The organism is Streptomyces sp. NPDC046977, assembly GCF_040644455.1.
In the GTDB taxonomy this organism is placed as follows: domain Bacteria; phylum Actinomycetota; class Actinomycetes; order Streptomycetales; family Streptomycetaceae; genus Actinacidiphila.
Map to the genome: position 1 here is coordinate 85,212 of NZ_JBEYWO010000016.1, position 26,111 is coordinate 111,322.

At 72.7% G+C, this 26,111-nt stretch carries 23 protein-coding genes and 1 pseudogene; 10 read left to right on the forward strand and 14 right to left on the reverse strand.

Translation table 11 applies throughout. From position 1 onward, the window contains the following. Positions 1-82: 82 nt before the first annotated feature. The 4 genes from iolD to iolC are packed head-to-tail and all read right to left on the reverse strand — an operon-like array spanning position 83 to position 4,761. Positions 83-1,954 carry a 3D-(3,5/4)-trihydroxycyclohexane-1,2-dione acylhydrolase (decyclizing) gene (gene iolD, locus ABZ883_RS23195; RefSeq protein WP_360908952.1) on the reverse strand — a complete coding sequence of 624 codons (1,872 nt, stop codon included), beginning with the start codon at positions 1,952-1,954 and terminating at the stop codon, positions 83-85. Next, on the reverse strand, positions 1,951-2,856 hold the full coding sequence (gene iolB, locus ABZ883_RS23200; protein ID WP_360908954.1) for a 5-deoxy-glucuronate isomerase: 906 nt from the start codon (positions 2,854-2,856) through the stop codon (positions 1,951-1,953). Before iolB ends, iolD begins: the two co-directional genes overlap by 4 nt. Positions 2,857-2,893: 37 nt before the next feature. Beyond that, positions 2,894-3,772, reverse strand: coding sequence for a deoxyribose-phosphate aldolase (locus ABZ883_RS23205; RefSeq protein ID WP_360908956.1), 879 nt, complete (start codon positions 3,770-3,772; stop codon positions 2,894-2,896). Between the two features lie 41 nt (positions 3,773-3,813). Further along, a complete protein-coding gene (gene iolC, locus ABZ883_RS23210) occupies positions 3,814-4,761 on the reverse strand; it encodes a 5-dehydro-2-deoxygluconokinase (RefSeq protein ID WP_360908958.1) in 948 nt (315 codons plus the stop codon). A gap of 276 nt (positions 4,762-5,037) precedes the next feature. Here iolC and ABZ883_RS23215 point away from each other — a divergent pair, with 276 nt between their 5' ends. The 8 genes and pseudogenes from ABZ883_RS23215 to ABZ883_RS23250 all read left to right on the forward strand — a co-directional run bounded on the left by ABZ883_RS23215 (position 5,038) and on the right by ABZ883_RS23250 (position 13,306). Further along, positions 5,038-6,051, forward strand: coding sequence for a sugar ABC transporter substrate-binding protein (locus tag ABZ883_RS23215; protein WP_360908960.1), 1,014 nt, complete (start codon positions 5,038-5,040; stop codon positions 6,049-6,051). 5 nt (positions 6,052-6,056) lie between these two features. Continuing rightward, the gene (locus tag ABZ883_RS23220; protein ID WP_360908962.1) at positions 6,057-7,130 is read left to right on the forward strand and encodes an ABC transporter permease; all 1,074 of its coding nucleotides are present in this window, start codon (positions 6,057-6,059) and stop codon (positions 7,128-7,130) included. A gap of 7 nt (positions 7,131-7,137) precedes the next feature. Beyond that, positions 7,138-8,025 (forward strand): annotated as a pseudogene (locus tag ABZ883_RS23225) (ATP-binding cassette domain-containing protein); the annotation flags it as partial. A 275-nt stretch (positions 8,026-8,300) separates the two neighbouring features. Further along, on the forward strand, positions 8,301-9,212 hold the full coding sequence (locus ABZ883_RS23230; protein WP_360908964.1) for a sugar phosphate isomerase/epimerase: 912 nt from the start codon (positions 8,301-8,303) through the stop codon (positions 9,210-9,212). Positions 9,213-9,243: 31 nt separating this feature from the next. Continuing rightward, positions 9,244-10,263: a Gfo/Idh/MocA family oxidoreductase gene (locus ABZ883_RS23235; protein WP_360908966.1), complete on the forward strand. Its 1,020-nt coding sequence runs from the start codon at positions 9,244-9,246 to the stop codon at positions 10,261-10,263. Positions 10,264-10,396: 133 nt separating this feature from the next. After that, complete coding sequence (locus ABZ883_RS23240) at positions 10,397-11,452, forward strand: Gfo/Idh/MocA family oxidoreductase (RefSeq protein WP_360908968.1); 1,056 nt, start codon at positions 10,397-10,399, stop codon at positions 11,450-11,452. A 125-nt stretch (positions 11,453-11,577) separates the two neighbouring features. Continuing rightward, positions 11,578-12,276 (forward strand): hypothetical protein, encoded by a 699-nt coding sequence (locus ABZ883_RS23245; protein WP_360908970.1) that lies wholly within the window; start codon positions 11,578-11,580, stop codon positions 12,274-12,276. A gap of 109 nt (positions 12,277-12,385) precedes the next feature. After that, positions 12,386-13,306 (forward strand): aminoglycoside phosphotransferase family protein, encoded by a 921-nt coding sequence (locus ABZ883_RS23250; RefSeq protein ID WP_360909190.1) that lies wholly within the window; start codon positions 12,386-12,388, stop codon positions 13,304-13,306. Between the two features lie 10 nt (positions 13,307-13,316). Here the strand turns inward: ABZ883_RS23250 and ABZ883_RS23255 are convergent, their stop codons facing one another. Together ABZ883_RS23255 and ABZ883_RS23260 are read right to left on the reverse strand one after the other, a co-directional pair. Next, positions 13,317-14,054, reverse strand: a complete 738-nt coding sequence (locus ABZ883_RS23255; protein WP_360908972.1) for a class I SAM-dependent methyltransferase — start codon at positions 14,052-14,054, stop codon at positions 13,317-13,319. A gap of 239 nt (positions 14,055-14,293) precedes the next feature. Further along, the gene (locus ABZ883_RS23260) at positions 14,294-15,475 is read right to left on the reverse strand and encodes a cytochrome P450 (RefSeq protein ID WP_360908974.1); all 1,182 of its coding nucleotides are present in this window, start codon (positions 15,473-15,475) and stop codon (positions 14,294-14,296) included. 185 nt (positions 15,476-15,660) lie between these two features. Between ABZ883_RS23260 and ABZ883_RS23265 the strand changes: the two genes are divergently transcribed. After that, the gene (locus ABZ883_RS23265; protein ID WP_360908976.1) at positions 15,661-16,116 is read left to right on the forward strand and encodes a tellurite resistance TerB family protein; all 456 of its coding nucleotides are present in this window, start codon (positions 15,661-15,663) and stop codon (positions 16,114-16,116) included. A 52-nt stretch (positions 16,117-16,168) separates the two neighbouring features. Here the strand turns inward: ABZ883_RS23265 and ABZ883_RS23270 are convergent, their stop codons facing one another. From ABZ883_RS23270 to ABZ883_RS23300, 7 genes are all read right to left on the reverse strand, one after another. Further along, positions 16,169-17,050 carry a hypothetical protein gene (locus ABZ883_RS23270; RefSeq protein ID WP_360908978.1) on the reverse strand — a complete coding sequence of 294 codons (882 nt, stop codon included), beginning with the start codon at positions 17,048-17,050 and terminating at the stop codon, positions 16,169-16,171. Then, a complete protein-coding gene (locus ABZ883_RS23275; protein ID WP_360908980.1) occupies positions 17,047-18,057 on the reverse strand; it encodes a hypothetical protein in 1,011 nt (336 codons plus the stop codon). Before ABZ883_RS23275 ends, ABZ883_RS23270 begins: the two co-directional genes overlap by 4 nt. Further along, on the reverse strand, positions 18,054-20,276 hold the full coding sequence (locus ABZ883_RS23280) for a hypothetical protein (protein WP_360908982.1): 2,223 nt from the start codon (positions 20,274-20,276) through the stop codon (positions 18,054-18,056). Before ABZ883_RS23280 ends, ABZ883_RS23275 begins: the two co-directional genes overlap by 4 nt. A 226-nt stretch (positions 20,277-20,502) precedes the next feature. Continuing rightward, on the reverse strand, positions 20,503-21,414 hold the full coding sequence (locus ABZ883_RS23285) for a LysR family transcriptional regulator (protein WP_360908984.1): 912 nt from the start codon (positions 21,412-21,414) through the stop codon (positions 20,503-20,505). A 4-nt stretch (positions 21,415-21,418) separates the two neighbouring features. Continuing rightward, entirely contained in the window at positions 21,419-22,612 is a 1,194-nt protein-coding gene (locus ABZ883_RS23290; protein ID WP_360908986.1) for a glycine C-acetyltransferase, read from the reverse strand. Positions 22,613-22,686: 74 nt separating this feature from the next. After that, positions 22,687-23,715: an L-threonine 3-dehydrogenase gene (gene tdh / locus ABZ883_RS23295; protein WP_360908988.1), complete on the reverse strand. Its 1,029-nt coding sequence runs from the start codon at positions 23,713-23,715 to the stop codon at positions 22,687-22,689. Between the two features lie 226 nt (positions 23,716-23,941). Continuing rightward, entirely contained in the window at positions 23,942-24,424 is a 483-nt protein-coding gene (locus ABZ883_RS23300; RefSeq protein ID WP_360908990.1) for a peroxiredoxin, read from the reverse strand. A 155-nt stretch (positions 24,425-24,579) separates the two neighbouring features. Between ABZ883_RS23300 and ABZ883_RS23305 the strand changes: the two genes are divergently transcribed. Further along, positions 24,580-25,191, forward strand: a complete 612-nt coding sequence (locus ABZ883_RS23305) for a helix-turn-helix domain-containing protein (protein WP_360908992.1) — start codon at positions 24,580-24,582, stop codon at positions 25,189-25,191. Between the two features lie 72 nt (positions 25,192-25,263). On the opposite strand, the gene ABZ883_RS23310 is transcribed toward ABZ883_RS23305, so the two are convergent. Beyond that, a complete protein-coding gene (locus ABZ883_RS23310; RefSeq protein WP_360908993.1) occupies positions 25,264-26,082 on the reverse strand; it encodes an AIM24 family protein in 819 nt (272 codons plus the stop codon). Positions 26,083-26,111: the final 29 nt, after the last annotated feature.

The window sequence follows — 26,111 nt, forward strand, 5'->3', positions numbered from 1 at the left end:
CCCTGGCCTGGTGGTCAGGGGCCGGTGGGTGTGCGGTGGGTCTGCCGTGGCCGGCGCGCGGGGGGGCGCGCGCCGGCGGCCGTCACAGGTGGCGGCGGCGATCGGCGAGGTGGCGCTCGTAGTTCTTGCGCGCCTCGACCGCGGACTCGCGCGTGGCGGTCTCGGCGACCGGCACGTCCCACCACGCCTGCGCGGCGGGGGCGGTCGGCGCCGGGTCGGTCTCGACGTACACGCACGTCGGCCGGTCCGAGGCGCGTGCGGCGGCCAGGGCCTCGCGCAGTTCGCGCACCGTTCCGGCGCGCAGCACGTCCATGCCGAGACTCGCGGCGTTGGCGGCGAGGTCGACCGGGAGCGGGTCGCCGGTGAACGTGCCGTCGGCGGCGCGGTAGCGGTAGGCGGTGCCGAAGCGCTCACCGCCGACCTCGGAGGACAGCCCGCCGATGGAGGCGTAGCCGTGGTTCTGGATGAGGACCAGGTTGAGGTTGACGCCCTCCTGGACGGCGGTGACGATCTCCGTCGGCATCATCAGGTACGTGCCGTCGCCGACCAGCGACCAGACCGGCCGGTCCGGGGCGGCCATGCGGACGCCGATGCCGGCCGGGATCTCGTACCCCATGCAGGAGTAGCCGTACTCCAGGTGGTACTGGCGCGGGGAGCGCGCGCGCCAGAGCTTGTGGAGGTCGCCGGGCAGGGAGCCGGCGGCGTTGATGACGACGTCCTCGTCGCCGACGACGGAGTCGAGGGCGCCGAGCAGTTGCGTCTGGGTGGGCCGGGCGGAGTCGTCGGGCGCGGCGTAGGCGGCGTCCACGACGCGCTCCCAACGCTCCTTGCCCGCGCGGTACTCGTCCTCGTACTCCGCGTCCACACGGTGGCCGGCCAGTGCGCCGGTGAGGGCCTCCAGGCAGGCGCGGGCGTCGCCGACGACCGTGCGGGCGCCCAGCTTGTGGGCGTCGAAGCCGGTGATGTTGAGGTTGAGGAAGCGCACCCCGGGCGCGGCGAAGAGGGTGGAGGAGGCGGTGGTGAAGTCGGTCCAGCGGGTGCCGACACCGATGACCAGGTCCGCGGTGCGGGCGATGTCGTCGGCGACGGCGGTGCCCGTGTGGCCGATGGCGCCGAGGTCCGCGGGGTGGTCGTGGCGCAGCGAGCCCTTGCCCGCCTGGGTGGACGCCACGGGGATGCCGGTGGCGTCGGCGAGCGCCTTGAGCGCCGCCTCGGCCTCGCTGTGGTGGACGCCGCCGCCCGCGACGATCAGCGGGCGTCGCGCTCCGCGCACCGCCTGCGCGGCGGCGGCGAGTTCGGCGGCCTCGGGGGCCGGCCGGCGGACGTGCCAGACCCGCTCGGCGAAGAACTCCTCGGGCCAGTCCCAGGCTTCGGCCTGCACGTCCTGCGGCAGGGCCAGGGTGACGGCGCCGGTCTCGGCGGGGTCGGCGAGCACGCGCGCGGCCTGGAGGGCGGCCGGGATCAGCGCCTCGGGCCGGGTGACCCGGTCGAACCAGCGGGAGACCGGGCGCAGCGCGTCGTTCACGGACACATCGCCGGACCAGGGGTGTTCGAGCTGCTGGAGGACCGGGTCGGGGATGCGGTTGGCGAAGGAGTCGCCCGGCAGCAGCAGCACCGGCAGCCGGTTGATCGTGGCCAGCGCGGCACCGGTGACGAGGTTGGTGGCGCCGGGGCCGATGGAGGTCGTGACGGCCTGCGCGGAGAGCCGGTTGAGCTGCCGGGCGTAGCCGACGGCGGCGTGCACCATGGACTGCTCGTTGCGGCCCTGGTGGTACGGCATCACGTCCTGGTGCTCCAGCAGCGCCTGGCCGATGCCGGCGACATTGCCGTGACCGAAGATGCCCCAGGTGCCGGCGATCAGCCGGTGGCGGGCCCCGTCGCGCTCGGTGTACTGCGCGGACAGGAAGCGCACCAGGGCCTGGGCGACCGTGAGACGGCGGACGGACTGGGTCATCGGGACCTCTCGGAGGCTCGGTCTTCGGCGGGGGCCGTGTACAGGGGCAGTCGCGGGTCGACCGGCTGCTCCGGCCAGGCGGCGCGGATCCAGGCGTGGTCGGGATGGTCGCAGATCAGCCAGGCGCGCTCGGCGCCCGGGCCCGCCATGACGTTCAGGTAGTACATGTCGTGGCCCGGGACGGCCATGGACGGGCCGTGCCAGCCGTCGGGGATGAGCACGACGTCGCCGTCGCGGACCTCGGCCAGCACATCGGTGTTGCGGCCGTTGCCGGAGGGCGAGACCCGCTGGTAGCCGATGCCCTCCCGGCCGTGCGCCGCCGCGATCTCGAAGTAGTAGATCTCCTCCAGCCGCGACTCGCCCTCGCGGTCCTCGTCGTGCTTGTGCGGCGGGAAGGAGGACCAGTTGCCGCCCGGGGTCAGCACCTCGACCGCGATCAGCCGGTCGCACTCGAACACCCCGGCGGCGCCGAAGTTGTTGACCTGGCGGCTGCAGTTGCCGCTGCCGCGCAGTTCGACGGGCACGGCCGAGGCGGGACCGTAGCGGGCGGGCAGCCGGCGTTCGCAGCGCGCGCCGGTCAGCGCGAAGCGGCCGCCCGCCTCGCTCGCCACGACCACCCGCGCGTCGCGCGGGGCGTACGCGAAGTCGGTGACACCGGCGAAGACGCTCTCACGGCCCGCGAGCCGGAAGCTCTCGCCGTCCGTGTCGACCGTGCACGAACCGGACAGGGGGAGCACGATCCACTCGCTGTCGCCGGTGGCGAACTCGTGCCGTCCGCCCGGCGGCAGTTCCAGGACCCGCAGCGACGAGTGGGTCCAGCCGGCCTGTTCCGGGTGGACGGCGACGGTGTACGGGCCGGTGGCGGTCCTGCCCGCGGGCAGGTGGTTCTCGGTGCCGGTCATCTCGTGCGGCTCGCCTCTCTCACGGTTCGTCCGGTCCTCACAGCAGGCCCACGGCGGTGTCGACGGCCGTCTCCACACTGCCCTGCGCCGGGTAGAGCAGCGACCGGCCCACCACCAGTCCCTGGACGGTGGGCAGCCGCAGCGCCTTGCGCCACTTCTCGTACAGCACGTCCTGTTCCTTGCCGGCCTCGCCGCCGAGCAGGACGGCGGGGAGGGTGGAGGTCTCCATGACGGCCGCCATGTCGTCGACGTTGTCCGTGACCGGCACCTTGAGCCAGGTGTAGGCGGAGGTGCCGCCGAGTCCGGAGGCTATGGCTATGGACTTGGTGACGGCCCCGGCGCTCAGGTCGTTGCGCACCCGGCCGTCGGTGCGGCGGGACATGAACGGCTCGACGAAGACCGGCAGTCCGCGCTCGGCCATGTCGTCGATGGCGCGGGCGGTGGAGACCAGGGTGGCCAGCGATCCGCTGTCCTCGTAGGCGATGCGCAGCAGGAGCTTGCCGGCGTCGAAGCCGAGCCGGGCGATGTCCTGGGCGCGGTGGCCGGTGAAGCGGTCGTCGAGTTCGAAGGAGGCGCCGGCCAGGCCGCCGCGGTTCATGGAGCCCATGACGACCTTGCCCTCCAGCGCGCCGAGCAGCAGCAGGTCCTCCAGGACGTCGGCGGTGCCGAGGACGCCGTCCACGCCGGGGCGGGAGAGCGCGGTGCACAGGCGCTCCAGCAGGTCAGCGCGGTTGGCCATGGCGAACTCGTGGTCGCCGACGGCCAGGGCGCCCCGGGCCGGGTGGTCCGCGGCGACGATCATCAGCCGGCCGCTGTCCCCTATCAGGGGGCGGCGGACACGGCGGGCGGCCGCCTCGGCGATCGCCTCGGGGTGCCGGGTCCGCACCTTCACCAGGTCGGAGATGCTGATGCTCAAAGGGAGCTCGCTTTCGGGGCTTTCAGGTGGGGGCGGGCCGCTCAGCGGCGGTCGAGGAGGTCCCGCACCTCGGACTCGGTGGGCATGGCGGAGGAGCAGGCGAGCCGGGAGGCGACGATGGCACCGGCCGCGTTGGCGTGGCGCATGATCCTCTCCAGGTCCCAGCCGGCCAGCAGCCCGTGGCACAGGGCGCCGCCGAACGCGTCTCCCGCGCCGAGGCCGTTGACCACCTCGACCGGGACGGGCGGCACCTCGGCCGAGCTGCCGTCGCGGTGGACGGCGAGCACGCCCTTGGGGCCCTGCTTGACGACGGCGAGTTCGACGCCCGCCTCCAGCAACGCCTCGGCCGCGGCGCGGGGTTCGCGGACGCCGGTGGCCACCTCGCACTCGTCGAGGTTGCCGACGGCGACGGTGGCGTGGGTGAGCGCCCGCGCGTAGAAGGGCCGTGCCTCGGCGGGGTCCTTCCAGAACATGGGGCGCCAGTCGAGGTCGAAGACGGTGGTGCCGTTCCCGGAGCGGGCCTCCAGCGCGGCGAACGTGGCGGCGCGGCTGGGCTCCTCGCACAGTCCCGTCCCGGTCATCCAGAAGATCCGGGCGGCGCGGATGGCGTCGAGGTCCAGCTCCTCCGGGAGGATCTCCAGGTCGGGGGCCTTGGGCAGCCGGTAGAAGTAGAGCGGGAAGTCGTCGGGCGGGAAGATCTCGCAGAACGTGACGGGGGTCGGCAGCCCGGCGACCGGGGTCACGAAGCGGTCGTCGACACCGAACTCCTTCAGTGCCTGGTGGCAGTACGTGCCGAACGGGTCGTCGCCGGTGCGGGTGACGACCGCGGTGGAGCGGCCGAGCCGGGCGGCGGCGACCGCCACGTTGGTGGCCGATCCGCCGAGGAACTTGCCGAACGTCTCGACCTCGGGCAGCGGCACCCCCGTCTGCAGCGGGTAGATGTCCACCCCGATCCGGCCCATCGTGATCAGGTCGTACGGCTCGGTCATGAGCAGGGCTCCTCGTCGTCTCGCGAGCGGACCGCCGCGCGGCCCCCTCAGGTCTAACCGCGGGACCCGGGAGATGTCAACACTATGTCCTTACATACGAACGTAGGCAGGCCGAGGCGCCCTTCCGGCTCGTTACTGTGTCGTTACGTCGAGATGAATTGATGTCTTAACAAAGCCTTGACAGCGGCTCGGGCGAGGGGTTTGCTCCCGTCAGCAACGCCACGGGCAACAGGCCGGTCCCCCCTTCTCCCTCCCACCGCAGTGAGGTGCAGGAACATGGAACGCTCTCGGAAAACCCGCAGGATCTCCGCCGTCGCGGCGCTCTCCGCCGCCGCGGTCCTTCTCGCAGCCGGCTGTTCCAGCAGCTCGGGCGGCAAGAAGGCCGAGGAGTCCGCCGACAACGCCGCCGCAGGCAAGGCGGACACCCCCCGCATGAAGATCGCGATGGTCACCCATGCCGCCCCCGGCGACACCTTCTGGGACCTCATCCGCAAGGGCGCCCAGGCCGCGGCCGCCAAGGACAACGTCGAACTCGTCTACTCCGCCGACCCCAACGCCGCCACGCAGGCCAACCTCATCCAGAACGCCATCGACCAGAAGGTCGACGGCATCGCCGTCACACTCGCCAAGCCGGACGCCATGAAGTCCGCCGTCGCCAAGGCGGAGCAGGCCGGCATACCCGTCGTCGGTTTCAACGCGGGCCTGGACGACTGGAAGGACCAGGGGCTGCTGGAGTACTTCGGGCAGGACGAGAGCGTCGCCGGCGAGGTGCTGGGCAACAAGCTCAACGACCTCGGCGCCAAGCACGCCGTCTGCGTCGTCCACGAGCAGGGCCATGTCGCCCTGGAGGCACGCTGCGCGGGCGTGAAGAAGACCTTCAAGGGGACGACGGAGAACCTGTACGTCAACGGCACGGACATGCCGTCGGTCAAGTCCACCATCACCGCCAAACTCAAGCAGGGCTCCGACATCGACTACGTGGTGACCCTGGGCGCACCGTTCGCGCTCACCGCCGTCCAGTCGGTCGCGGACGCCGGCAGCAAGGCCAAGGTCGGCACCTTCGACCTCAACAAGGACCTGGTGAAGGCGGTCCAGGACGGCGGCGTGCAGTTCGCCGTCGACCAGCAGCCCTATCTGCAGGGCTATCTGTCGGTGGACTCGCTGTGGCTGTACAAGACCAACGGCAACGTCAGCGGTGGCGGCGTCTCCCCGGTCCTGACGGGCCCGGCGTTCGTCGACAAGGACAACGTCGAATCGGTGGCGGCGTTCGCCGCGAAGGGCACCCGGTGAGGCCGGTGTCCCCCGCTGCCGCCTCCGCGGCGCCCCCTTCGCCGCCCGCCGCGCCGCTCTCCTCTGCGGACGGCCGGACGAACGGGCGCTCCCTGCTGCGCAGGGTCCTGGCCCGGCCGGAGATCGGCGCACTGATCGCCGCCGTCGCCGTCTACCTGTTCTTCTTCGCGGTCGCGCCGTCGTTCCGCGAGGCGGGTTCCCTGGCCACCGTGCTCTACCAGGCGTCGGTCATGGGCATCATGGCGCTGCCGGTGGCCCTGCTGATGATCGGCGGCGAGTTCGACCTGTCGGCCGGTGTCGCGGTCACCACCTCCGCGCTGACGGCGAGCATGTTCAGTTTCCAGCTGAGCATGAACGTGTGGACCGGGGTCGCCGTCGCGCTCGTGGTCTCGCTGGCCGTCGGGGCGCTCAACGGCTACCTGCTGATGCGGACCGGCCTGCCCAGCTTCCTCATCACCCTGGCCACCTTCCTGATGCTCCAGGGCCTCAACCTGGCCGTCACGAAGATCTTCACCGGCAATGTCGCCACCGACTCCATCAGCGACATGGACGGCTTCGACCAGGCCAGAAGGGTCTTCGCCTCCGAGATCGGCATCGGCGGGGTGCAGTTGAAGGTCACGGTGCTGTGGTGGCTAGGCTTTGCGGTGCTGGCCACCTGGGTGCTGCTGCGGACGAAGTTCGGCAACTGGACGTTCGCGGTCGGCGGCAGCGCGGAGAGCGCGCGTGCGGTCGGCGTCCCGGTGCACCTCACCAAGATCGCCCTGTTCATGGCCGTCGGCTTCGGCGCCTGGTTCACCGGCATGCACCTGCTCTTCTCGTTCAACGCGGTGCAGTCGGGCGAGGGCGTCGGCAACGAGTTCCTGTACATCATCGCGGCGGTCATCGGAGGGTGCCTGCTGACCGGCGGCTACGGCTCCGCGATCGGCTCGGTGATCGGCGCCTTCATCTTCGGCATGGTTTCGCAGGGCATCGTGTACGCCAACTGGAACCCCGACTGGTTCAAGTTCTTCCTCGGCGTGATGCTCCTGATCGCGACCCTCGTCAATCTGTGGGTCCGCCGCACGGCGACCAGGAGGTGAGGACCCCATGACCCCCATGACCACCGCAGCGACCACGAGGGAGCAGGCCACCGGAACGCCGGTCGTCGAGCTGACCGGCGTGGGCAAGAGCTACGGCAACGTCCGCGCCCTGCACGGGGTCGACCTGGCCGTCCGGCCGGGGCAGGTGGCCTGCGTGCTCGGCGACAACGGCGCCGGCAAGTCCACCCTGATCAAGATCGTCTCCGGACTGCACCAGCACACCGAGGGCGAGTTCCGCATCGACGGCGGGCCCGTACGGCTCAACAACCCGCGCGAAGCACTGGACCGCGGCATCGCCACCGTCTACCAGGACCTGGCCACCGTCCCGCTGATGCCCGTCTGGCGGAACTTCTTCCTCGGCTCGGAACTGACGCGCGGCCCCTGGCCGGTACGCCGCCTGGACATCGCGGCGATGAAGCGGACCGCCGACGGGGAACTGCGGGCGATGGGCATCGCCCTGGACGACCTCGACCAGCCCATCGGCACCCTGTCGGGCGGGCAGCGGCAGTCCGTCGCCATCGCGCGCGCCGTCCACTTCGGCGCGCGGGTGCTGATCCTGGACGAGCCGACCGCGGCCCTCGGCGTGAAGCAGTCGGGCGTCGTCCTCAAGTACATCGCCGCCGCCCGCGACCGGGGCCTCGGTGTCATCTTCATCACGCACAACCCGCACCACGCCTACATGGTCGGCGACCACTTCACCGTGCTCCGGCTGGGCACCCTCGAGCTGAGCGCGAGCCGTTCCGAGGTCACCCTGGAGGAGCTGACCCACCACATGGCCGGCGGCGCCGAGCTGGCCGCCCTCCGGCACGAACTGTCCCAGGTCCGCGGTGTCGACGTCGAGGAGCTGCCGGAGCAGCCGGAACCGGAAGCCCCGGACGACCCGAAGGAGGTGTGAGCCGGGGCAGGGGGAACGCCCCCTGGACGCCCAGGAGAAGGGCGGCCCGCCGCGTGCGGGGCCGCCTTCCCGGACCGCCGCGGCGTCCGGCCACCACTCCCCACCACCTGACATGACGTCCATATGTCAGGACTAACTCTTGACGGTGACCCCGTCGGACAGCGAAGCTGCCAGCGGGACCGCGGGCTTCGCGGGCAACCGCACCGTCGCAGCACCGAGCACCACTTCCGAACCACCCGACCGGTCACCGCCGACCGGTGAGAGGAGCCCTCCTCATGACCGCCGCCTCCCCCGCCCTGGACCGGATCCGCATCGGGTCCGCGCCCGACTCGTGGGGCGTCTGGTTCCCCGACGACCCGCAGCAGGTGCCGTGGCAGCGCTTCCTCGACGAGGTCGCCCAGTCGGGGTACGAGTGGATCGAGCTCGGCCCGTACGGCTACCTGCCGACCGACCCCGCCCGGCTCACCGAGGAGACCTCCGCCCGCGGCCTGAAGGTCTCCGCGGGCACCGTCTTCACCTCCCTGCACCGCGGCCCGTCGGTCTGGGACGCCACCTGGGAGCACGTCGGCCAGGTCGCCGCCCTCACGCAGGCCATGGGCGCGCGGCACCTCGTGGTGATCCCGTCCTTCTGGCGGGACGACAAGACCGCCGAGATCATCGAACCGCACGAGCTCACCGCCGAGCAGTGGGGCCACCTCGCCTCCGGCATGGAGCGCCTGGGGCGCCAGGTGCGCGACACCTACGGTCTGGACATCGTCGTGCACCCGCACGCCGACACCCACATCGACACCGAGGAGCATGTCGCCCGCTTCCTCGACTCGACCGACTCCGGCCTGGTCAACCTCTGCCTGGACACCGGCCACTACGCCTACTGCGGCGGCGACAGCGTCAAGCTGATCGAGACCTACGGCGAGCGCATCGGGTACCTGCACCTGAAGCAGGTCGACCCGGAGATCCTCGCCGACGTGATCAAGAACGAGGTGCCGTTCGGGCCGGCCGTCCAGCGCGGCGTCATGTGCGAGCCGCCCGCCGGTGTCCCCGCCCTGGAGCCGGTGCTTGCCGCCGCGCAGCGGCTCGGTGTCGACCTCTTCGCCATCGTCGAGCAGGACATGTACCCCTGCGAGCCCGACCGCCCGCTGCCCATCGCCCAGCGCACCCGCGCTTTCCTCCGCTCCTGCGGCGCCTGACGCCCCGCGCACGAAAGGGATGACACGCATCATGACGCAGCACGCCACCCTCAAGGTCGCGGTCGTCGGGACCGGCAAGATGGGCGCCGACCATGTGCGCCGCATCAACGACGTGATCAGCGGGGCCCGCGTGACCGCCGTCGTGGACGTCGACGCCGAGCGGGTCAAGAGCGTCGCCGCCGGCATCGAGGGCTGCACGGCCTACACCGACCCCGCCGCCGCCATGGCGGCCGGCGATGTCGACGCGGTCCTCATCGCCTCCCCCGGCGCCGCCCACGAGGCGGCGCTGCTGGCCGCCTTCGCGCACGACCTGCCCGTGCTCTGCGAGAAGCCGCTCACCCCGGACGCCGCCTCGGCGCTGCGCGTCCTGGAGGCCGAGCAGAAGCTGGGCCACCGGCGGGTGCAGGTCGGCTTCATGCGGCGCTACGACGCCGAGTACCTGAAGCTCAAGGCCCTTCTCGACAGCGGCGAGCTGGGCCGCCCGCTGCTGGTGCACAACCGGCACCGCAATGCGAGCGTCCCGCCCGGCTACACGAACGCCAACCTCATCAACGACTCGGTCGTGCACGAGATGGACGTGACGCGCTGGCTGCTCGGCCAGGAGATCACCGCCGTGACCGTGCTGCGCCCGCGCCCGTCCTCCAACGCGCCCGAGGGCCTGGACGACCCGCAGCTGGTGGTCTTCGAGACGGACGGCGGCGTGATCGCCGACGTCGAGATCAACGTCAACTGCGGCTTCGGCTACCAGGTGCAGGCGGAGGCCGTGTGCGAGCGCGGCAGCGCGCGCATCGGCGAGGCCCACGACCTCCTCGTCAACACGGCGGGCCGCTGGGGCGGCACCATCGCCCAGGACTTCGTGGAGCGCTTCGTCGACGCGTACGACCGCGAGGTCCAGGCCTGGGTGGACGCCACCCGGCGCGGCGAGGTCACCGGGCCGAGCGCCTGGGACGGCTACGCGGCGGCGGCGGTCTGCGAGGCCGGACTCCGCTCGCAGAGCGAGGGCGGCCGGGTCGAGGTCGCGCTGGTCGAGCGCCCCGCGTTCTACCGCTGACGGACGGCGGCGCGGCACGACAGGCGTCGCGCCGCCTCCTGGTGGTCCCGGATCGGGCGCGGACGCGGCGGTTACTCCCTGGCCGCCGCGCCCGCGCCGCCCGTCCTTCCCCGGAAGAAAGGCTCGTCCGCTCATGCGTGTTGTCCTCGTCGGTGTCGGGCGCCTCGGGTCGTTCCATGCGGAGACCCTGCACGGGCACCCCGACGTCACCGAACTGGTCGTCGCCGACGCCGACACCGCGCGGGCCGCGGGGACGGCAGGCCGGCTCGGCCCCGGCGCCCGTGCGGCGGGTTCGGTGGACGAGGCGTTCGCCGCGGGCGCCGACGCCGTCGTCATCGCCTCCGCGACCGCCGCCCACGCGGAGCTCATCTCGCGTGCGGTCCGGGCCGGGCTCCCCACGTACTGCGAGAAGCCGATCGCCCTGGACCTGGCCTCCACGGTCGCCGCGCTGCGCGAGGTGGAGGAGGCGGGCACCGTCCTGCAGATGGGTTTCCAGCGCCGCTTCGACCCCGGCTACCGCGCCGCCCGCGAGGCCGTGCGGGCGGGCCGGCTCGGCAGGCTGCACACGGTGCGGGCCATGACCTCCGACATGGCACCGCCCCCACCGGAGTTCGTGCCGCTGTCCGGCGGCCTCTACCGCGACTGCCTCATCCACGACTTCGACGCCACCAGGTGGGTGACGGGACGCGAGGTGGTCGAGGTGTACGCCATGGGCGCCAACGGCGGGGCCGACTTCTTCCGGGAGGCGGGCGACGTCGACACCGCCGCGGCACTGCTGACGCTGGACGACGGCACCTTGGTGACGGCCACGTCCACGCGCTACAACGGTGCCGGTTACGACATCCGCATGGAGCTCGCCGGCTCCCTCGACCAGATCGCGGTCGGCGTCGGCGCCCGTACGCCGGTCACGTCCGTGGAGCCGGGCGCGGCACCGGGTGTGCCGGATCCCTGGACGGGCTTCGTCGACCGCTTCGGGGACGCCTACCGGGCCGAGATCGACACCTTTGTGCGCGTCGTCGCCGGGAGGGCGGCGAATCCGTGCGACGGGCGGGAGGCGCTGGAAGCACTCCTGGTGGCGGAGGCCTGCGAGGTCTCGCGTGCCGAACGGCGCCCGGTCCGGATCGCGGAGATCGCAGAGAGCGCCGCGATCGCGGGGACCGGGGCGGCGGCCGCCGGGCCGGCCACCTGAGGGGGCGCCCCGGCCCCCTCGTGCCCTGTCACCCGCCCGGGCCGGGCCGGGTGGCGCCACGGACCGCGGCAGTGCTTGCTGGTCGTAGGTCGTTGCCGGGGTGCGTACATGCGTGAAGGGCTCAGATGTCAGATACGGTCCGGGCCCTGCGCACACCACGAGCCGCCGGAGCGGTGGGCATCGCCTTCGCGGTCCTGCTCGGCGCGGCCATCGTCCTGGTGCGGGTCGCGATCCCGGAGGGGCAGCAGTACGCGGCGAGCGGCGGGCCGCTGAGCGGCAGTTCGCGCCAGACGGTGCGCACGGCGCTCGGCCTCATCCCCTTCGCCGGGATCTTCTTCCTGTGGTTCATCGGGGCGGTGCGCGCGCACGTGGGGAACGCCGAGGACAAGTTCCTCGCCACCGTGTTCCAGGGCAGCGGGTTGATCTTCGTGGCGACCCTCTTCGGGGCGGCGGCCTGCGCCGGCAGCCTCCTGGCGACGGCCGACGCGGGCACGGCGGCCGGAGTGCGGCAGCCCCAGCTCTGGTATTTCGGCGGGCACTTCACGTACAGCCTGCTGACGACGTACGCGATGCGGATGGCCGCCGTGTTCGTCCTGTCGGCGTCCACCGTCGCGCTGCGCCTCGGCACGTTCCCGCGCTGGCTGGCGCTGCTGGGCTACCTCGTCGGCCTGACGCTGCTCTTCGTGGTGCCCGGCGTGGCCTGGGCGGAACTGGTCTTCCCCATCTGGGCGCTGGTGGTGGGCCTGCACATCCTGGTGGCCGGCTTCCGGCGGGAGGCGCGGGCCCGGCTGGACGGGCGGGACGACATCAGAACAGCGGGCTGAGGGCACCGGGCGGTGGCCGCGCCCCGGCCCGCCCGGGTCGGCGTCCGGGCACAACGGCTTGATGCTGCCGGCCGGGGCGGGCAGCATGCGGAACGTGCCTCCCGTGACGATGTCCGCGTCCCTGCCCCTCGTACGGAACGTGAGCGGCCTGCCGGGCGGGCCGCGGTGGCTCGCCGGGCTGCCGGACCTCGTCGGGGAGATGTGCGAGCGCTGGGCGTTGCGGCTCGGGCGCTCCTACGACGGCGGAAGCTGCTCCTGGGCGGCCGAGGCGTGGCTGCCGGACGGCACACCGGCCGTCCTCAAGGTGGGCTGGCCCCACCCGGAAGCCGAGGGCGAGGCGGCCGCCCTGCGGCTGTGGGACGGGCGCGGGGCGGTACGGGTCCACCGGCACGACGCACGGCGGCACGCCCTGCTGCTGGAGCGCTGCACACCCGGTGGCGGGCTCGGGGCGGCAGGCGGCCTCACCGCCGAGGAACGGCTGCTGACCGGGGCCGGGGTCCTGGCCGAGCTGTGGGGGGCCGGTACGGCGGGGGACGGCGGGTTCGACCGGCTGGCGGACGTGACCGCCGGCTGGGCCGGCCTCGTGGAGGAACGGATGGAACGGCACCGGCCGCCCTTCGACCCGGGACTGGTCGCGCTCGGCGTCCGGCTGCTGCGCGAACTGCCCGGTTCGGCGTCCCGGGAGGTCGTCGTCCACGGCGACTTCAACCCGGGCAACGTCCTGGCCGCGACACGCCGCCCGTGGCTCGCGATCGACCCGAAGCCGATGACCGGCGACCCCGCCTACGACCCGTGGCCGCTGCTGGAGCAGATCGACGACCCCTTCGCGCATCCCGCTCCGGGGCGGGTGCTGGCAGGGCGGTTCGCCCTGGTCGCCGACGCGCTCGGCAAGGACGCGGCCCGGCTGGAGGCCTGGGCGGTGGCGAGGCGGGTGGAGAGCGCGCTGTGGCTCACCGAGCACGGACACGTCGCGGACGCCGCCGGCGTGCTGCGGGAGGCACGGACGGTGGCGGACCTCGCCGGGCTGTGAGGACCCCGGTTCACGCGGTGGTGCGCCGCAGCAGGAGGGTGACGAAGCCGAACGTGCCCCGGTAGCCGTGCAGCCACTCCGTGCGGTGGCGGGCGGCCGCGTCGAGGGCCTGGCCGCTGTCGGGGTCGGTGGGGTGGTCGAGCGCCCAGGCGGCCAGGGAACCGGTCCAGGACCACTCGTAGGCGTCCAGCTCCTGGCGTGTGCTGATGTGGCCGTGCACGGGGGTCCAGCCGTCGGCGACGACGCGGTCGACGGTGGTGGCCAGGTCGTCGAAGTCGCCCAGCATCTCCACCAGGGCGGGCGCGGGCTCCTGCTCCCAGAAGCCGTCGCCGACGAGGACGTGCCCGCTGGGAGCCAGGTGCTCGCGGACCGCGGACAGGGTCGCGGACAGGCCGCCGAAGGCGTGGGTCGCTCCCACGCTGAGCACGAGGTCGAAGGGGGAGGCGGAGGTGTGGCGGCGGGCATCCTGCTCGTGCAGGACCAGGCGCCCGGCGACGTCGAGGTCCGCTGCCGTCCGCGCGGCCTTGGCCAGGGCGGCCGCGTCGGTGTCGACGCCCTCCGCCGTCACCTCCGGGTGGCCGGCCAGCGCACGCAGCAGCCAGGCGCCCTCGCCGCAGCCGAGGTCCAGTACGCGTTCGTCGCCCCGGCGCAGCGCGCGGTCGAGCAGGCCGCGTACGGAGGCGTCGTCGAGCGGGGCGGCTACGGGGTGGTCGCTGTGTGCGATGCGGGAGATCCGTCGGCGGTCCATCGGCGCAGCCTGCCAGGCCTGTCGTGTCACCGCATCGGGTTAATTCCCGCCGGGCGTGCAACGCGGCGGAGCGGAACGGTGGTTTGCCCATTCAGAAAGGACCGACAGGACAGACAGTGCGGACGGGACAGACAGGCCGGGAGGCCGGGAAGGGGACGACGGGCATGGTGAGCACGATCGACGCGGGGACGGGCGCCTGCCGCTCGACGGGCCGGGGGTCGCGCGGCCGCCACGGGCGCTCAGCCGAAGCGCACCGGCAGCGAGCGGACACCGCGCATGAGCATCCCGGGCAGCCACTGAAGGGCGTCGAGGTCGGTGTCCAGGGCGAGGTCGGGACAGCGTTCGAGCAGGGAGCCGATGGCGATGCGGCCTTCGAGGCGGGCCAGGGGTGCGCCCAGGCAGTGGTGGAGGCCGTGGCCGAAGGCGACGTGGCCGCGGGTGTCGCGGCGGATGTCGAAGCGATCGGGCTCGCCGAAGTGTTCCGGATCGCGATCGGCGGAGGCGAGGGCGACGAGCACCGGCTCCCGGGCCGGGATGACGGTGCCCGCGATCTCCACGGGCTCGGAGGTGAAGCGGAAGGTGGCGGTCTCCACGGGGCCGTCCCAGCGGAGCATCTCCTCCACGGCGCCTTCGAGAAGTCCCTTGTCGGCGCGGAGGAGGGCGAGTTGGTCCGGGTGGGTGAGCAGGGCGCGGACACCGTTGGAGATGAGGTTGACCGTCGTCTCGTGACCCGCGACGAGCAGCAGGAAGGCCATGCCGCTGAGCTCGGGGCGGGACAGCCGGTCGCCGTCCTCGGCGACGGTGCGGATCAGGGCGCTCATCAGGTCGTCGCCCGGCGCGCAGCGCTTGTCCTCGATCAGTTCGTCCAGATACTCGGCAAGCTGCTCGTACGCCGCCCGCTCGGCCTCCGAGCCGGTCGGCGCGACCACCTCGTTCGACCACGCGCGGAACGCCGCGCGGTCCAGGTCCGGCACGCCCAGGAGCTCGCAGATGACGGTGATCGGCAGCGGATAGGCCAGGGACTCGACGAGGTCCGCCCGGCCACCGGGCCCGCTGGTCATGGCGTCCAGCAGTCCGTCGGTGATCTCCTGCACCCGGGATGCCAGTTGATCGATCCGCCGTGCGGTGAACTCGCGGGCGACGAGCTTGCGCAGCCTGGTGTGCTCGGGCGGATCGGACACGAGCATGTGGCGTCCGAGCAGCTCCTCGTCGTACAGGATCCAGCCGAGCGCACGAGCGTCCTTGGCGAACCGCGGATCGGTCAGCGCCGCCCGTGCCTGGTCGTGGCCGACGATCAGCCACATCTCGCCCTCGGGTGTGCGCACGCGATGCACCGGGCCCAGTTCGCGCAGCCGGGCGTAGACCGGATAGGGGTCGGCGGTGAATGCCTCGCCGAGGGCTGTCAGGTCAACCGTCTCCATCTCTGCACGGTAACCCGGTCGCGGCCGCTGCGAGAGGCGGCCGGCGGTCCGGCGATGTTTCCCGGCCATCACGACCGTCGGGGGACTTCACGGTTCGCCGCGCCACCGGGCACCTCCGGGAGCGCTGCTTCGTTGGCCCCATTGCCCGCGCCGACGCGTGAACAGAGAAACCGAGGAGTTACCCCGTGGCCTTCTGGGACCGGCTCAAGGACACCACTGCCTCAATGCAGACACAGCTCGTCGCCAAGAAGAACGATCTCAAGAGCGGCGCTTTCCGCGACGCGAGCATGGCGATGTGTGCCCTGGTCGCCGCCGCCGACGGCACCATCGACCCGTCGGAGCGGGCACGGGTCGCCCAGCTCATCGCGACCAACGAGGTGCTGCAGAACTTCCCCGCCGCCGACCTGCAGCGGCGCTTCGACGACTACCTGAACAAGCTCACCGCCGACTTCGAGTTCGGCAAGGTCAGCGTGCTCCAGGAGGTCGCCAAGGCCAAGAAGAAGCCGGCCGAGGCGCGTGCCGTGGTCCAGATCGGCATCGTGATCGGCGGCGCCGACGGCAACTTCGACAAGACCGAGCAGGGCGTCGTCCGCGAGGCCTGCTACGCGCTCGACCTGGCGCCCGCCGAGTTCGACCTGTAGTCGGCGCCTCCCGTGCCGTGCCCACCGCCGCCACGGCGGGCCCGGCCGGGCCTCAGGCGATCACCGCGATGACCGCCCCGAGGGCGCCCAGGGCGACCAGCGTCACAAGGGTCAGCACGAAACCCGTCCTTCCGAGGGCATCCGTCACCCGCCGGACGGAACCCTCAAGGAGCGACTGGCCGTTCTGCCGGTCCCACTTCGCGTGGACGGGCCGCCCCACTCTCGTGCCGAGCGCGTACCAGGGACGTACCGCCAGCAGCGACTCGCTGCCGAGCAGAGAGGTGACGATCAGGAGCGGGCGGCTGACGGACCCGGTCAGCCGGGCTCCGTCCAGGCCGAACCCGGTTTGCGTACGGCGGTGTTCGAGGTCGGCGAGCATGCCGGCGGCTGCCGCGCGCTCGTCCGGGGAGTCGGGGAGGAGCCGGATCTCGTTCGGGCCCGGCACCGGCACCGCCTCCGGCGCGCACGCACGGGCGCGTTCCAGCAGGGCTTCCCAGCCGCCGGCGTCGACGGCGAAGCCCGGGGTGCCCGCCGGGTGGCCGTGGGTGACGGGCAGGTCCTCCTCCATGCCGCCGGTGAGGAAGAGCCGTGCGACCGCAAGCAGTTCGGCCGGGGGCAGCCCTTTCTCGCCGACGCCCGGACCGGTGCCGAGCAGCAGCAGCCGGATGGGCCGGAGCATGTGGTCGCCGACGGTGTCCCCGGAGCGCAGCCCGGTCAGCAGCAGGACCCACAGCGGCCTGCCGCCCGCACCGCCCTTAAGGGCGTGGAGAAGGAGGGAGGCCTTGGTGTCGTCCACCAGGTCGTTGACGGAGCGGCCGGCGCAGCCCCGCAGCAGCACCTCGGGGTCGGCGCCCGCTGCCCCGTCCGCGGGCAGCCATGTGTAGCCCTGCTCGGGGAGCCGGCCGCGCGAGTGGAAGGACCAGGCGACGGTCACCCGCGGCCCCCGGTGGCACCGGCGGCGGGACTCAGGTGCGGGTGGTCCTGGACCACGTGGAGCCCGTCGCGTTCGGAGCCCGACCTCGCGAACGCCGCGACGGCCTCCTGGAGGGCGACGTCCGTGCCGAACACCTCGTCGACCGCCTCCCGCCAGAACCCGCGCCTGCGGCGGTACTCGCTCAGGACGAAGCGCAGCGCGTACCGCAGGGGCTGGTCGGTGTCGACGGGCCGGTACGGCGCGCCCGGCGTCCGGCTGCGGTAGTGGAACTGCACACCGCCGCCCGGTGTCTGCTTGATCGTGGAGAAGACGATGGAGCCGGTGGTCTGCACGGGTGTGACGACGCAGCCCACGCGCGGGCGCACATCGGCGTGGGCGATGTAGTCCAGCAGCGGGCGGTAGCCCTCGCGGACCCGCTCCATCAGGGCCTCGGTCCCCTGGCGGGTGGCGACCCAGCGCTCGCACTTCAGCGGCACGATGATCAGCAGGCGCGGCCGCTGCTCGTCCTCGACGAGCAGTTCCTTGATCCGCTCGTACATCAGGTGCGGGAGGTTGATGCGCTGGTGGTACTCGCCGTCCAGGGCCATGAGCGCGGGGGTGTCGACCGCGAGGACCACGACCGGGCTGTTGAGGAGCGAGGCCCGCACCTTGCGGCCCACCGGGCCGGCGTCGAGGTCCCGCAGCACCTCGCCCGCGTAGTCGGTGAAGCACATCCGGAAGCGCGCCTTGCGGCCCTTGCGGCCGACCGCGATCTCGTAGCGGTGGACGTCGGTGGTCGTGGTCTGCTCGATGCCGCCGCGGACCTGCACGGACCGGGAGAGCGACTCCAGGACCGAGACCGCGTCGGTGAGCTTGGCCGCGGTCTCCCCCACCGGGGTGAGGTCGAGGTCGGTGGCGCCCGCGACCGAGGCGTACTGGACGTACATGGAGGCCAGGAGGGAGGTCTTGCCGGCACCCGAGGGGCCGAGCATGCCGACGTCGAGCACGTGGCGGCCGGACTCGCTCATGCCGCGGTCTCCTTACCGGCGGCCGCGCCGCCCTCGGTACCGGCGGCGGTGCGGGTCCCGAGCTGCCGGACGGCCTCGGACCAGCGCCGAAGGTGCGCCGCGTCCTCGGCGAGGGCCGCGAAGCGTCCGGGCCAGATCTCGGCCCGTACGTCCTGGTAGAACACCCGCCACTCCTCCTTGGTCCCGGCCGCCGAGATCACCCGGTCGTGGAACTCCTCCACCAGGGAGAAGACCGCCGCGCTGGGTTCGGCGAGCACCTTGTGCAGCTCGCCGCGGCAGGCGAACAGCGCCTCGTCGTAGGCGACTTCCAGCATCTCCAGCACTTCCTGCCCGCTGGGCGACCGGTCGTGCGGGAAGGGCATGGTGGGGCTGTCGGCGTGCAGCCCGTCCAGGCAGGTGCGCACCCGGTGCTGGAGCATGCCCCGGTAGGACAGCGTGAAGCCGGCCAGCAGTTCCAGCGCGTACCGGATCTCGCTGCCGCCCTCCTGCCGCACGCGCGGGATGCGCTCGGCGGTGCGCAGCAGGAACTCCCGGCCCTCCGCTCCGCCGAGTCCGGCCAGGCCGCCCAGGCTGCCCGGGCCGCGCAGCACACCGGCGACCTCGTCCTGCATGCGGGCGGTGCGGGCGTGCAGGGCGACGTCGCACTCCAGGAAGCGGCGGGAGAGCCGGGCGCGGGACTCGTTCAGGTACTTGCCGTAGGCGACGCTGAGGCCGCCCTCGGCGTCGGCGCGCGCGACGAGCTGGGCGACCGTCGGATGGCCGGGGTCGTTCTGCGCGGCGTCGAGGATCTCCTCGACGGCGTCCGCGAGCAGGCCGTCGGTCAGGTCGCGGTCCTCCCGCAGGCTCCGTACGAGAGCGGCCAGGGCGTTGGCCATCTGCTCGTAGGTCTGCTCGAACAGGCCGTTGAAGGGCAGGAACCAGATCTCCGAGGGCTGGGCCAGGTCGGCGAGCCGGCCCGCGCGGGCGGCCAGCCGGGCGGTGCGCTCGCGCAGTTCGGCCAGCTTCTCGGCGCGCTCGGCCAGGTGCTGCTCGTCGAGTTCGTCGAGGTGGGCCACGAGATGGTCGAGCACCGCGTCGGTCATGGCGGCGACCTCGTCCGGCCGGGTGCAGTCCACGATGTGCGCCCCGGCGACCTGGAAGCGGGAGGCCGGAAGCCACTCGTCCACCATCTTGCGGGCGTTGGCCGAGTTGTCGCCCGCGGGGCCGCTGACCCGGTTGACCACCAGGAAGGAGCAGCGGGCGAGTTCGGCTCCGGTCAGTCCCTCCCGCACGTGGTCGTAGAGCTGGTGGTCGTAGGTGTCGAGGCCGTCGCCGAGCGGGTCGGGGCGGCGGACGAAGACCACCACGTCGATCTCGTCGCGCAGGGCGCCCACGATGCGCTGCGCGTCCTGGAGGTTGGTGTCGCCGAGACCGGGGAGGTCGATCAGCGACAGTCCGGTCCAGTCCTGCTGCGCGAAGTGCGTGGTGATGCGGACGTGCCGGACCGCGCGGAAGGCGTGGTGGCGCTGCTCGTCCCGCTCGTCGGACTGGGCGACGAACTCGCGGACGCGCTCGGGTCCGATGGGGTAAGGCGAGTTCGTCGTCAGGTAGTGGCGGTACTCCGGCAGTGCGGCGTGGAAGGCCGCCAGGTGCCCGTAGCGGCTGCCCTCGACGGCGCCGTCGCCCTCGGGCGCCGGCGGCAGGGGCCGGGCGAACTCCGTCAGGGTGGTGGGGGCGGGGCCGAGGCCGAGTTCGGCGTAGTAGGGCGCGATCACCTCGTGCAGGAAGGAGCGTTCGGTGTGCAGGAAGACCTGCGCGCGGGTGGGCACGCCGTCCTCGTGGCGCAGCACGCTGGTGACGCCGGTGCAGAAGCCGCCGTCGCCGGTCGGCACCTCGCGGTCCGACAGCCCGGTCAGGCTCCTGATCATCCGGCTCTTGCCCTGCCGGGCCCGCCCGATGACGCCGACGTTGAGGGTGGCGCGCCGGAAGCGCGACGCGGCGGCCTCCGTGACGGCGGCCTCGGTGGGCAGTTCCTCCAGCAGGTCGCCCAGTTCGGCGCCGAGGGCCAGCAGCCGGTCCTGCGCCTCGTCGGGCACCAGGGCCAGCATCTCGGTGCGGAGCGCGTCGAGTTCGCGCAGCCGGCCGAGGGTGTCGGTCACCCAGCCGTGGGCCCCGTCCAGCCATTCGGCCCGCCGGGCCCGGCGGGCCCTGATCTCCTCGATCCGTTCGGCACGCGACATGCTCTCCCCCGTCCCCGGACGCCTGCTCCCCTGCTCCCCCGGACGCTGCCGATGATGTCACCGCGGTACGGAGGGCGTCCGGTGTTTGCCGGAGTCGCCCCCGCGGGCCGCGCCGGGCGCGGCGGGACGCGGCAACGGGTGGTCCTCGGCACCGCGACGGACGGCGGATCGCCACGACACCGTGGACGGATCGGACACCGACCCCAGGACACCGCGCGACGGAACCCTAAGCCGCGTCCTCCGCCGCAGCGCGCAGGGCGTCCAGGACAGGACGCAGCAACGGGTGGTCCTCAGCACCGCGACGGACGGCGGCGAAGACACGGCGCGTGGCGACGACGTCGTGGACGGGGCGGACGGCGACCCCGGACAGGTCCATGTCGCGCAGGGCGCTGCGCGGCACCAGCGCGACGCCCGCGCCCGCCGCGGCGAGCGCGACGACGGCGCGGAAGTCGTCGGAGGAGTGCTCCAGCCGCGGCTGGAAGCCCGCGTACTCGCAGGCGAGCACGACCACGTCGTGGCAGGGGTTGCCGGGGTAGGGCCCGATCCACGTCTGGTCGGCGAGGTCGGCGACGCGGACGGCCGGTGTCGCGGCGTCCGCGAGGGGGTGGCCCGCCGGCAGGACGGCGTCGAAGGGCTCGGCGTACAGCGGGACGCGGGCGAGCCGCTCGTCGGCGCTCGGGGCGCCGCGGTACTCGACCGCGACGGCTATCCCGGCGCGGCCGTCGAGCACCATCGGCAGCGACTCGTCGCCCTCGGCGTCGCGCACGCGGACCCGGATGCCGGGCGCGGCGCGGCCGAGCGCCGTGATGGCGGGGGCGAGCACGAGCGCGATGCCGGTGGCGAAGGAGGCGACGGTGACCTCTCCGGCCGCGCCGGAGGTGTACGCGGCCAGCTCGGCCTCGGCGCGCTCCAGCTGAGCGAGGACGGCATTGGCGTGCGTGAGCAGGATCTCACCGACGGGGGTCAGCTGGACGCCCCGCCCGCCGCGTTCCAGCAGCCGGTGACCGGTCTCGTTCTCCAGGGCGGCGAGCTGCTGGGAGACCGCCGACGGCGTCAGGTACAGCGCGGCGGCCGCGGCGGTCACCGTCCGGTGGTCCGCCACGGCCCGCAGGGTCCGCAGCCGTCGTGCGTCAATCACCCATTCATCCTGCCAGGGCCTCGCGCGAAGCGATGAACGCGGCCACCACCTTCTCGACGTCCTCGGTGGAGTGCGCGGCCGACAGCTGCACGCGGATGCGGGCCTTGCCGTGCGGCACGACGGGGTACGAGAAGCCGATCACGTAGACGCCGCGCTCCAGCAGCAGGTCGGCCATCCGGCCCGCCTCCGCGGCGTCGCCGATCATGACGGGCGCGATGGGGTGGTCGCCGGGCAGGATCTCGAAGCCGGCCTCGGTCATGCGGGAGCGGAAGAGCGCGGTGTTCTCCGCGAGGCGGACGCGCAGGTCCTCGGAGTCCTCGATCAGGTCCAGGACCTTCAGCGAGGCGGCCGCGATCACCGGGGCGAGGGAGTTGGAGAACAGGTACGGGCGCGAGCGCTGGCGCAGCAGCGCGACGATCTCCGCGCGGGCGGCGACGTAGCCGCCGGAGGCGCCGCCGAGGGCCTTGCCGAGGGTGCCGGTGATGATGTCGACCCGGTCGACCACGTCGTGCAGCGCGTGGGTGCCGCGGCCGCCGGGGCCGGTGAAGCCGACGGCGTGCGAGTCGTCGACCATGACCATGGCGTCGTAGCGGTCGGCGAGGTCGCAGATCTCGCGCAGCGGCGCCACGTAGCCGTCCATCGAGAAGACGCCGTCGGTGACGACGAGGCGCCGGCGGGCGTCGCCGGCCTCCTTCAGGCGGGCCTCCAGCTCGGCCATGTCGCGGTTGGCGTAGCGCAGGCGGCGGGCCTTGGACAGCCGGATGCCGTCGATGATGCTGGCGTGGTTCAGGGCGTCGGAGATGACCGCGTCGCGCTCGTCGAGCAGGGTCTCGAAGACACCGCCGTTGGCGTCGAAGCAGGAGCTGTAGAGGATCGTGTCCTCGGTGCCGAGGAACGCCGACAGCCGTGCCTCCAGCTCCTTGTGGACCTCCTGCGTGCCGCAGATGAAGCGCACGGACGCCATGCCGTAGCCCCAGCGGTCCAGCGCCTCCTTGGCGGCCGCGGTGACCTCGGGGTGGTCGGCGAGGCCGAGGTAGTTGTTCGCGCAGAAGTTGAGGACGTCGCCGGGGCGGCCGCCGGAGGTGACGCCGACGGACGCGTTCTGCGGCGTGCCGATCACGCGCTCGGGCTTGAACAGGCCCGCCTCACGGATCTCGTCGAGGGTGCCGCGCAGGTCGTCGCGGACGGATTCGAACATGGGGGTCTCCCGAGTGTGTGGGGCGCGGACGGCAGCAGGCGCCCCGAGGTCGGACGAACCGGGCCACAGAGAAATCAGGCGGTCCAGTCGAGGACGATCTTGCCGCAGCGACCGCCGGCGGCCTCGTCGAAGGCGGCGTCGAAGTCGCGGTGGGAGTAGCGGCCGGTGACCACGGGGGCGAGGTCGAGACCGCCCTCCAGGAGCACCGACATGGCGTACCAGGTCTCGAACATCTCGCGGCCGTAGATGCCCTTGATCGTGATCATCGACGTCACGATCTTGGCGAAGTCGACCGCGAACTCCTGGGACGGAAGGCCGAGCATCGCGATCCGCCCGCCGTGCGTCATGTTGTCGATCATGTCGCGCATGGCCTCGGGGCGGCCGGACATCTCCAGGCCGATGTCGAAGCCCTCGCGCAGGCCGAGCTCGCGCTGGCCCTCGGCGATGGTGGTCTCCGCGACGTTCAGGGCGAGGCTGACCCCGATCTTGCGGGCGAGGTCGAGGCGGTAGTCGCTGACGTCGGTGATGACGACATTGCGCGCGCCGGCGTGCTTGGCGACGGCGGCGGCCATGATGCCGATCGGTCCCGCGCCGGTGATCAGCACGTCCTCGCCGACCAACGGGAAGGACAGCGCGGTGTGGACGGCGTTGCCGAAGGGGTCGAAGATCGCGGCGATGTCGAGGTCGACGGGGACGCGGTGCACCCACACGTTGGACGCGGGCAGTGCCACGTACTCGGCGAAGGCGCCGTTGCGGCCGACGCCGAGGCCGACGGTGTTGCGGCACAGGTGGCGGCGGCCGGCGAGGCAGTTGCGGCACTTGCCGCACACCAGGTGGCCCTCGCCGCTGACGAGGTCGCCGGTCTTGATGTCGGCGACGTCGGAGCCGATCGCCGCGACCTCGCCGACGAACTCGTGCCCGAGGACCAGCGGGGTGCTCACGGCCTGCTGGGCCCAGCCGTCCCAGGAACGGATGTGCAGGTCGGTGCCGCAGATGCCGGTCCGCAGCACCTTGATGAGGACGTCACCGGGGCCGATCTCCGGCTCGGGGACGTCCCGCAGCCACAGGCCGGGCTCGGCCTTCTCCTTCACCAGTGCCTTCACTCTTGCGACTCCTGCCGGCAGACGATGTGGCCCGGTCCGCACGGGGGAACGCGGACCGGGCACGGAAGAACCCGGGGCGGAGCGGCGGCACCCGTCGGCGCCTGCTCGCGCGGTGCGCCGGGCAGACAGCAATCTGCCCGGCTCCGGGCGTTCAGTCCATCGATCTTTTCTTAAGCTCGGCAACAGCGCAGCTTCACGCTCGCCCGTAAGGGGGGCGCGGGGCGGCTCAGCGGGGGGCGAGGGCCGCCAGCTGCGCGACGATGGCGTCGGTGTCCTGGTAGGTGAGCCCGATGCGGGCCACGTGCTTCCAGCGCACGATGCCCTCGGCGTCGACGATGAACACCGAGCGCTTCAGGCCGAGTCCGGGCAGCGAGATGCCGTAGGCCTTGACCACCGAGCGGTCGGTGTCGGCGAGCAGCGGGAAGCGCAGGTCGCGCTTGCGGGCGAAGTGCTCGTGGCTGTCGAGGTCGCTGAGGTTGATCCCCCACACCGTGGCGCCGAGGTCGCGGAAGCGGTCCAGGTCGGAGGTGTAGGAGCACAGCTGCTTGGTGCAGACCGCCGAGTCGTCGCCCGGGTAGAAGGCGAGCACGAGCGGGGCACCGCGCTGCGCGGACAGCGAGTACTCGGCACGCTCGGCGCCGGCGTCGGTGAGCAGCACCCCGGAGAGGGTGAAGTCGGGGGCGGGGGCGCCGATCTCGGGCACGGCCATGGGGTGGGGTCCTCTCGTACGGCGGGCACGGGCGTGGTGCGGGCCGGGCGTGGCGGCGCACGGACGGCTCCGGGCAGCACGGAAATTCACAGCGAAAGACAGAACGTTCGTTCTTGCCGGGACACTACGCGTGGCCGTCCGCTAACGTCAAGGACATGAACGCCCCGCCCGCCGCCCCGCTCGCCCCCTCCGAGGCCACCGTGCCCGCGGACGCCCCGCCGCGCGAGCGCATCCTCGCGACCGCGTCCCGGCTGTTCTACGCCGAGGGGATCCACGCGGTGGGCATGGACCGCATCGTCACCGAGGCCTCGACCACCCGGGCCACGCTCTACCGGCACTTCGCGGGCAAGGAGCAGCTGGTCCTCAGCTACATCCGGGAAACGGACCGGCAGATCCGCTCGTACACCGAGGGCGCCCTCGGCGGACTCGGCGCGCGGGAGGCGCTGCTCGCGGTGGCCGGGGCGCTGGGCGACCAGTTGTGCGCGCCCGGTTTCCGCGGCTGCCCCTTCCTCAACGCCGCCGCCGAGTACCCGGACCCGGACGACCCCGTGACGCACGCCATCGTCGCCCACCGCGGCTGGCTGCGCGGGGTGGCGGAACGGCTGCTGGCCGAGGCGGGCGCCCCGCACCCGGCGGAGGACGCGGTGACGCTGATGATGCTGCGTGACGGCGCGGCGATGACGGCCGCGCTCAGCGACCCGACGGACGTGCGGGCCGCCCTGGACCGGGCGCTGCGCAACGTCCTGGAGTCCGCCGGGGTGGTGTGAGCCCGGGGGCGCCTGCCGGAGGATTGGGGGCCCCGGCTCGTGGGCGCCTGCCGGAGGGCAGAGCGGCCGGCGTCAGCCCGCGTGGGTGGAGAACAGTCCTCCGGTCGGGCCCTGCTTGTCGCCGCCCTGGGCCTTCTTCAGCGCGTTGGCCAGTCCCTCGATGGTCAGGGACTGCAGGATGACCCGGCCGTTGCCCTCCAAGGTGGCCAGGGACAGCCCCTCGCCGCCGAAGACGGCGTTCATGATCCCCTGGCGGTTGAGCCCGCCGATGCGCTGCACGCCGTACTGGATGCCCTCCTCGAAGGCGACGATGCAGCCGGTGTCGACCTCGATGCGGCCGCCGAAGTCGGCGGGGTTGAGGTCGATGAAGTTGCCCGCGCCCGCGATGATCACCGTGCCGCGGCCGGTGAACTTCTCCAGGATGAAGCCCTCACCGCCGCTCATGCCGGTGCGGCCGCCCTGGAAGGCGATGCCGAACTCGACGGTGGACTCGGCGGCCACGAAGGCGTCCTTCTCGGCGAACCAGGCGCGCGAGCCGTCCAGCTCCAGGGCCCGCATCTCGCCGGGCAGCACCCCGGCGAAGCCGACGGTGCCCTCGCCGCCGCTCGCGCTGAAGTACTGGAAGGCGATGCTCTCGCCGGCGAGCATGCGCTGGCCGACCTGCATCGCGGTGCCCATGGCCTGGCGGAGCATGCCGCCCATGCCGCCCATGCCGCCCCCGCCGCTCTGCTGCTGCGCGTTGCCGCCCGGCCCGGCGAGCCGTGTGTCCATGCTCACATTCGCGGTCTTGAAGAGGAACTTGCCGGCCTCGCAGTAGACGGTCTGGCCGGGTTCGAGGGTGCACACGGCCATCTGCATGGCGTTGCCGACGATCTGCTGCTTGAGGGTCACCGCGGTCTCCGGGTCGTTCTGGGGGTGGG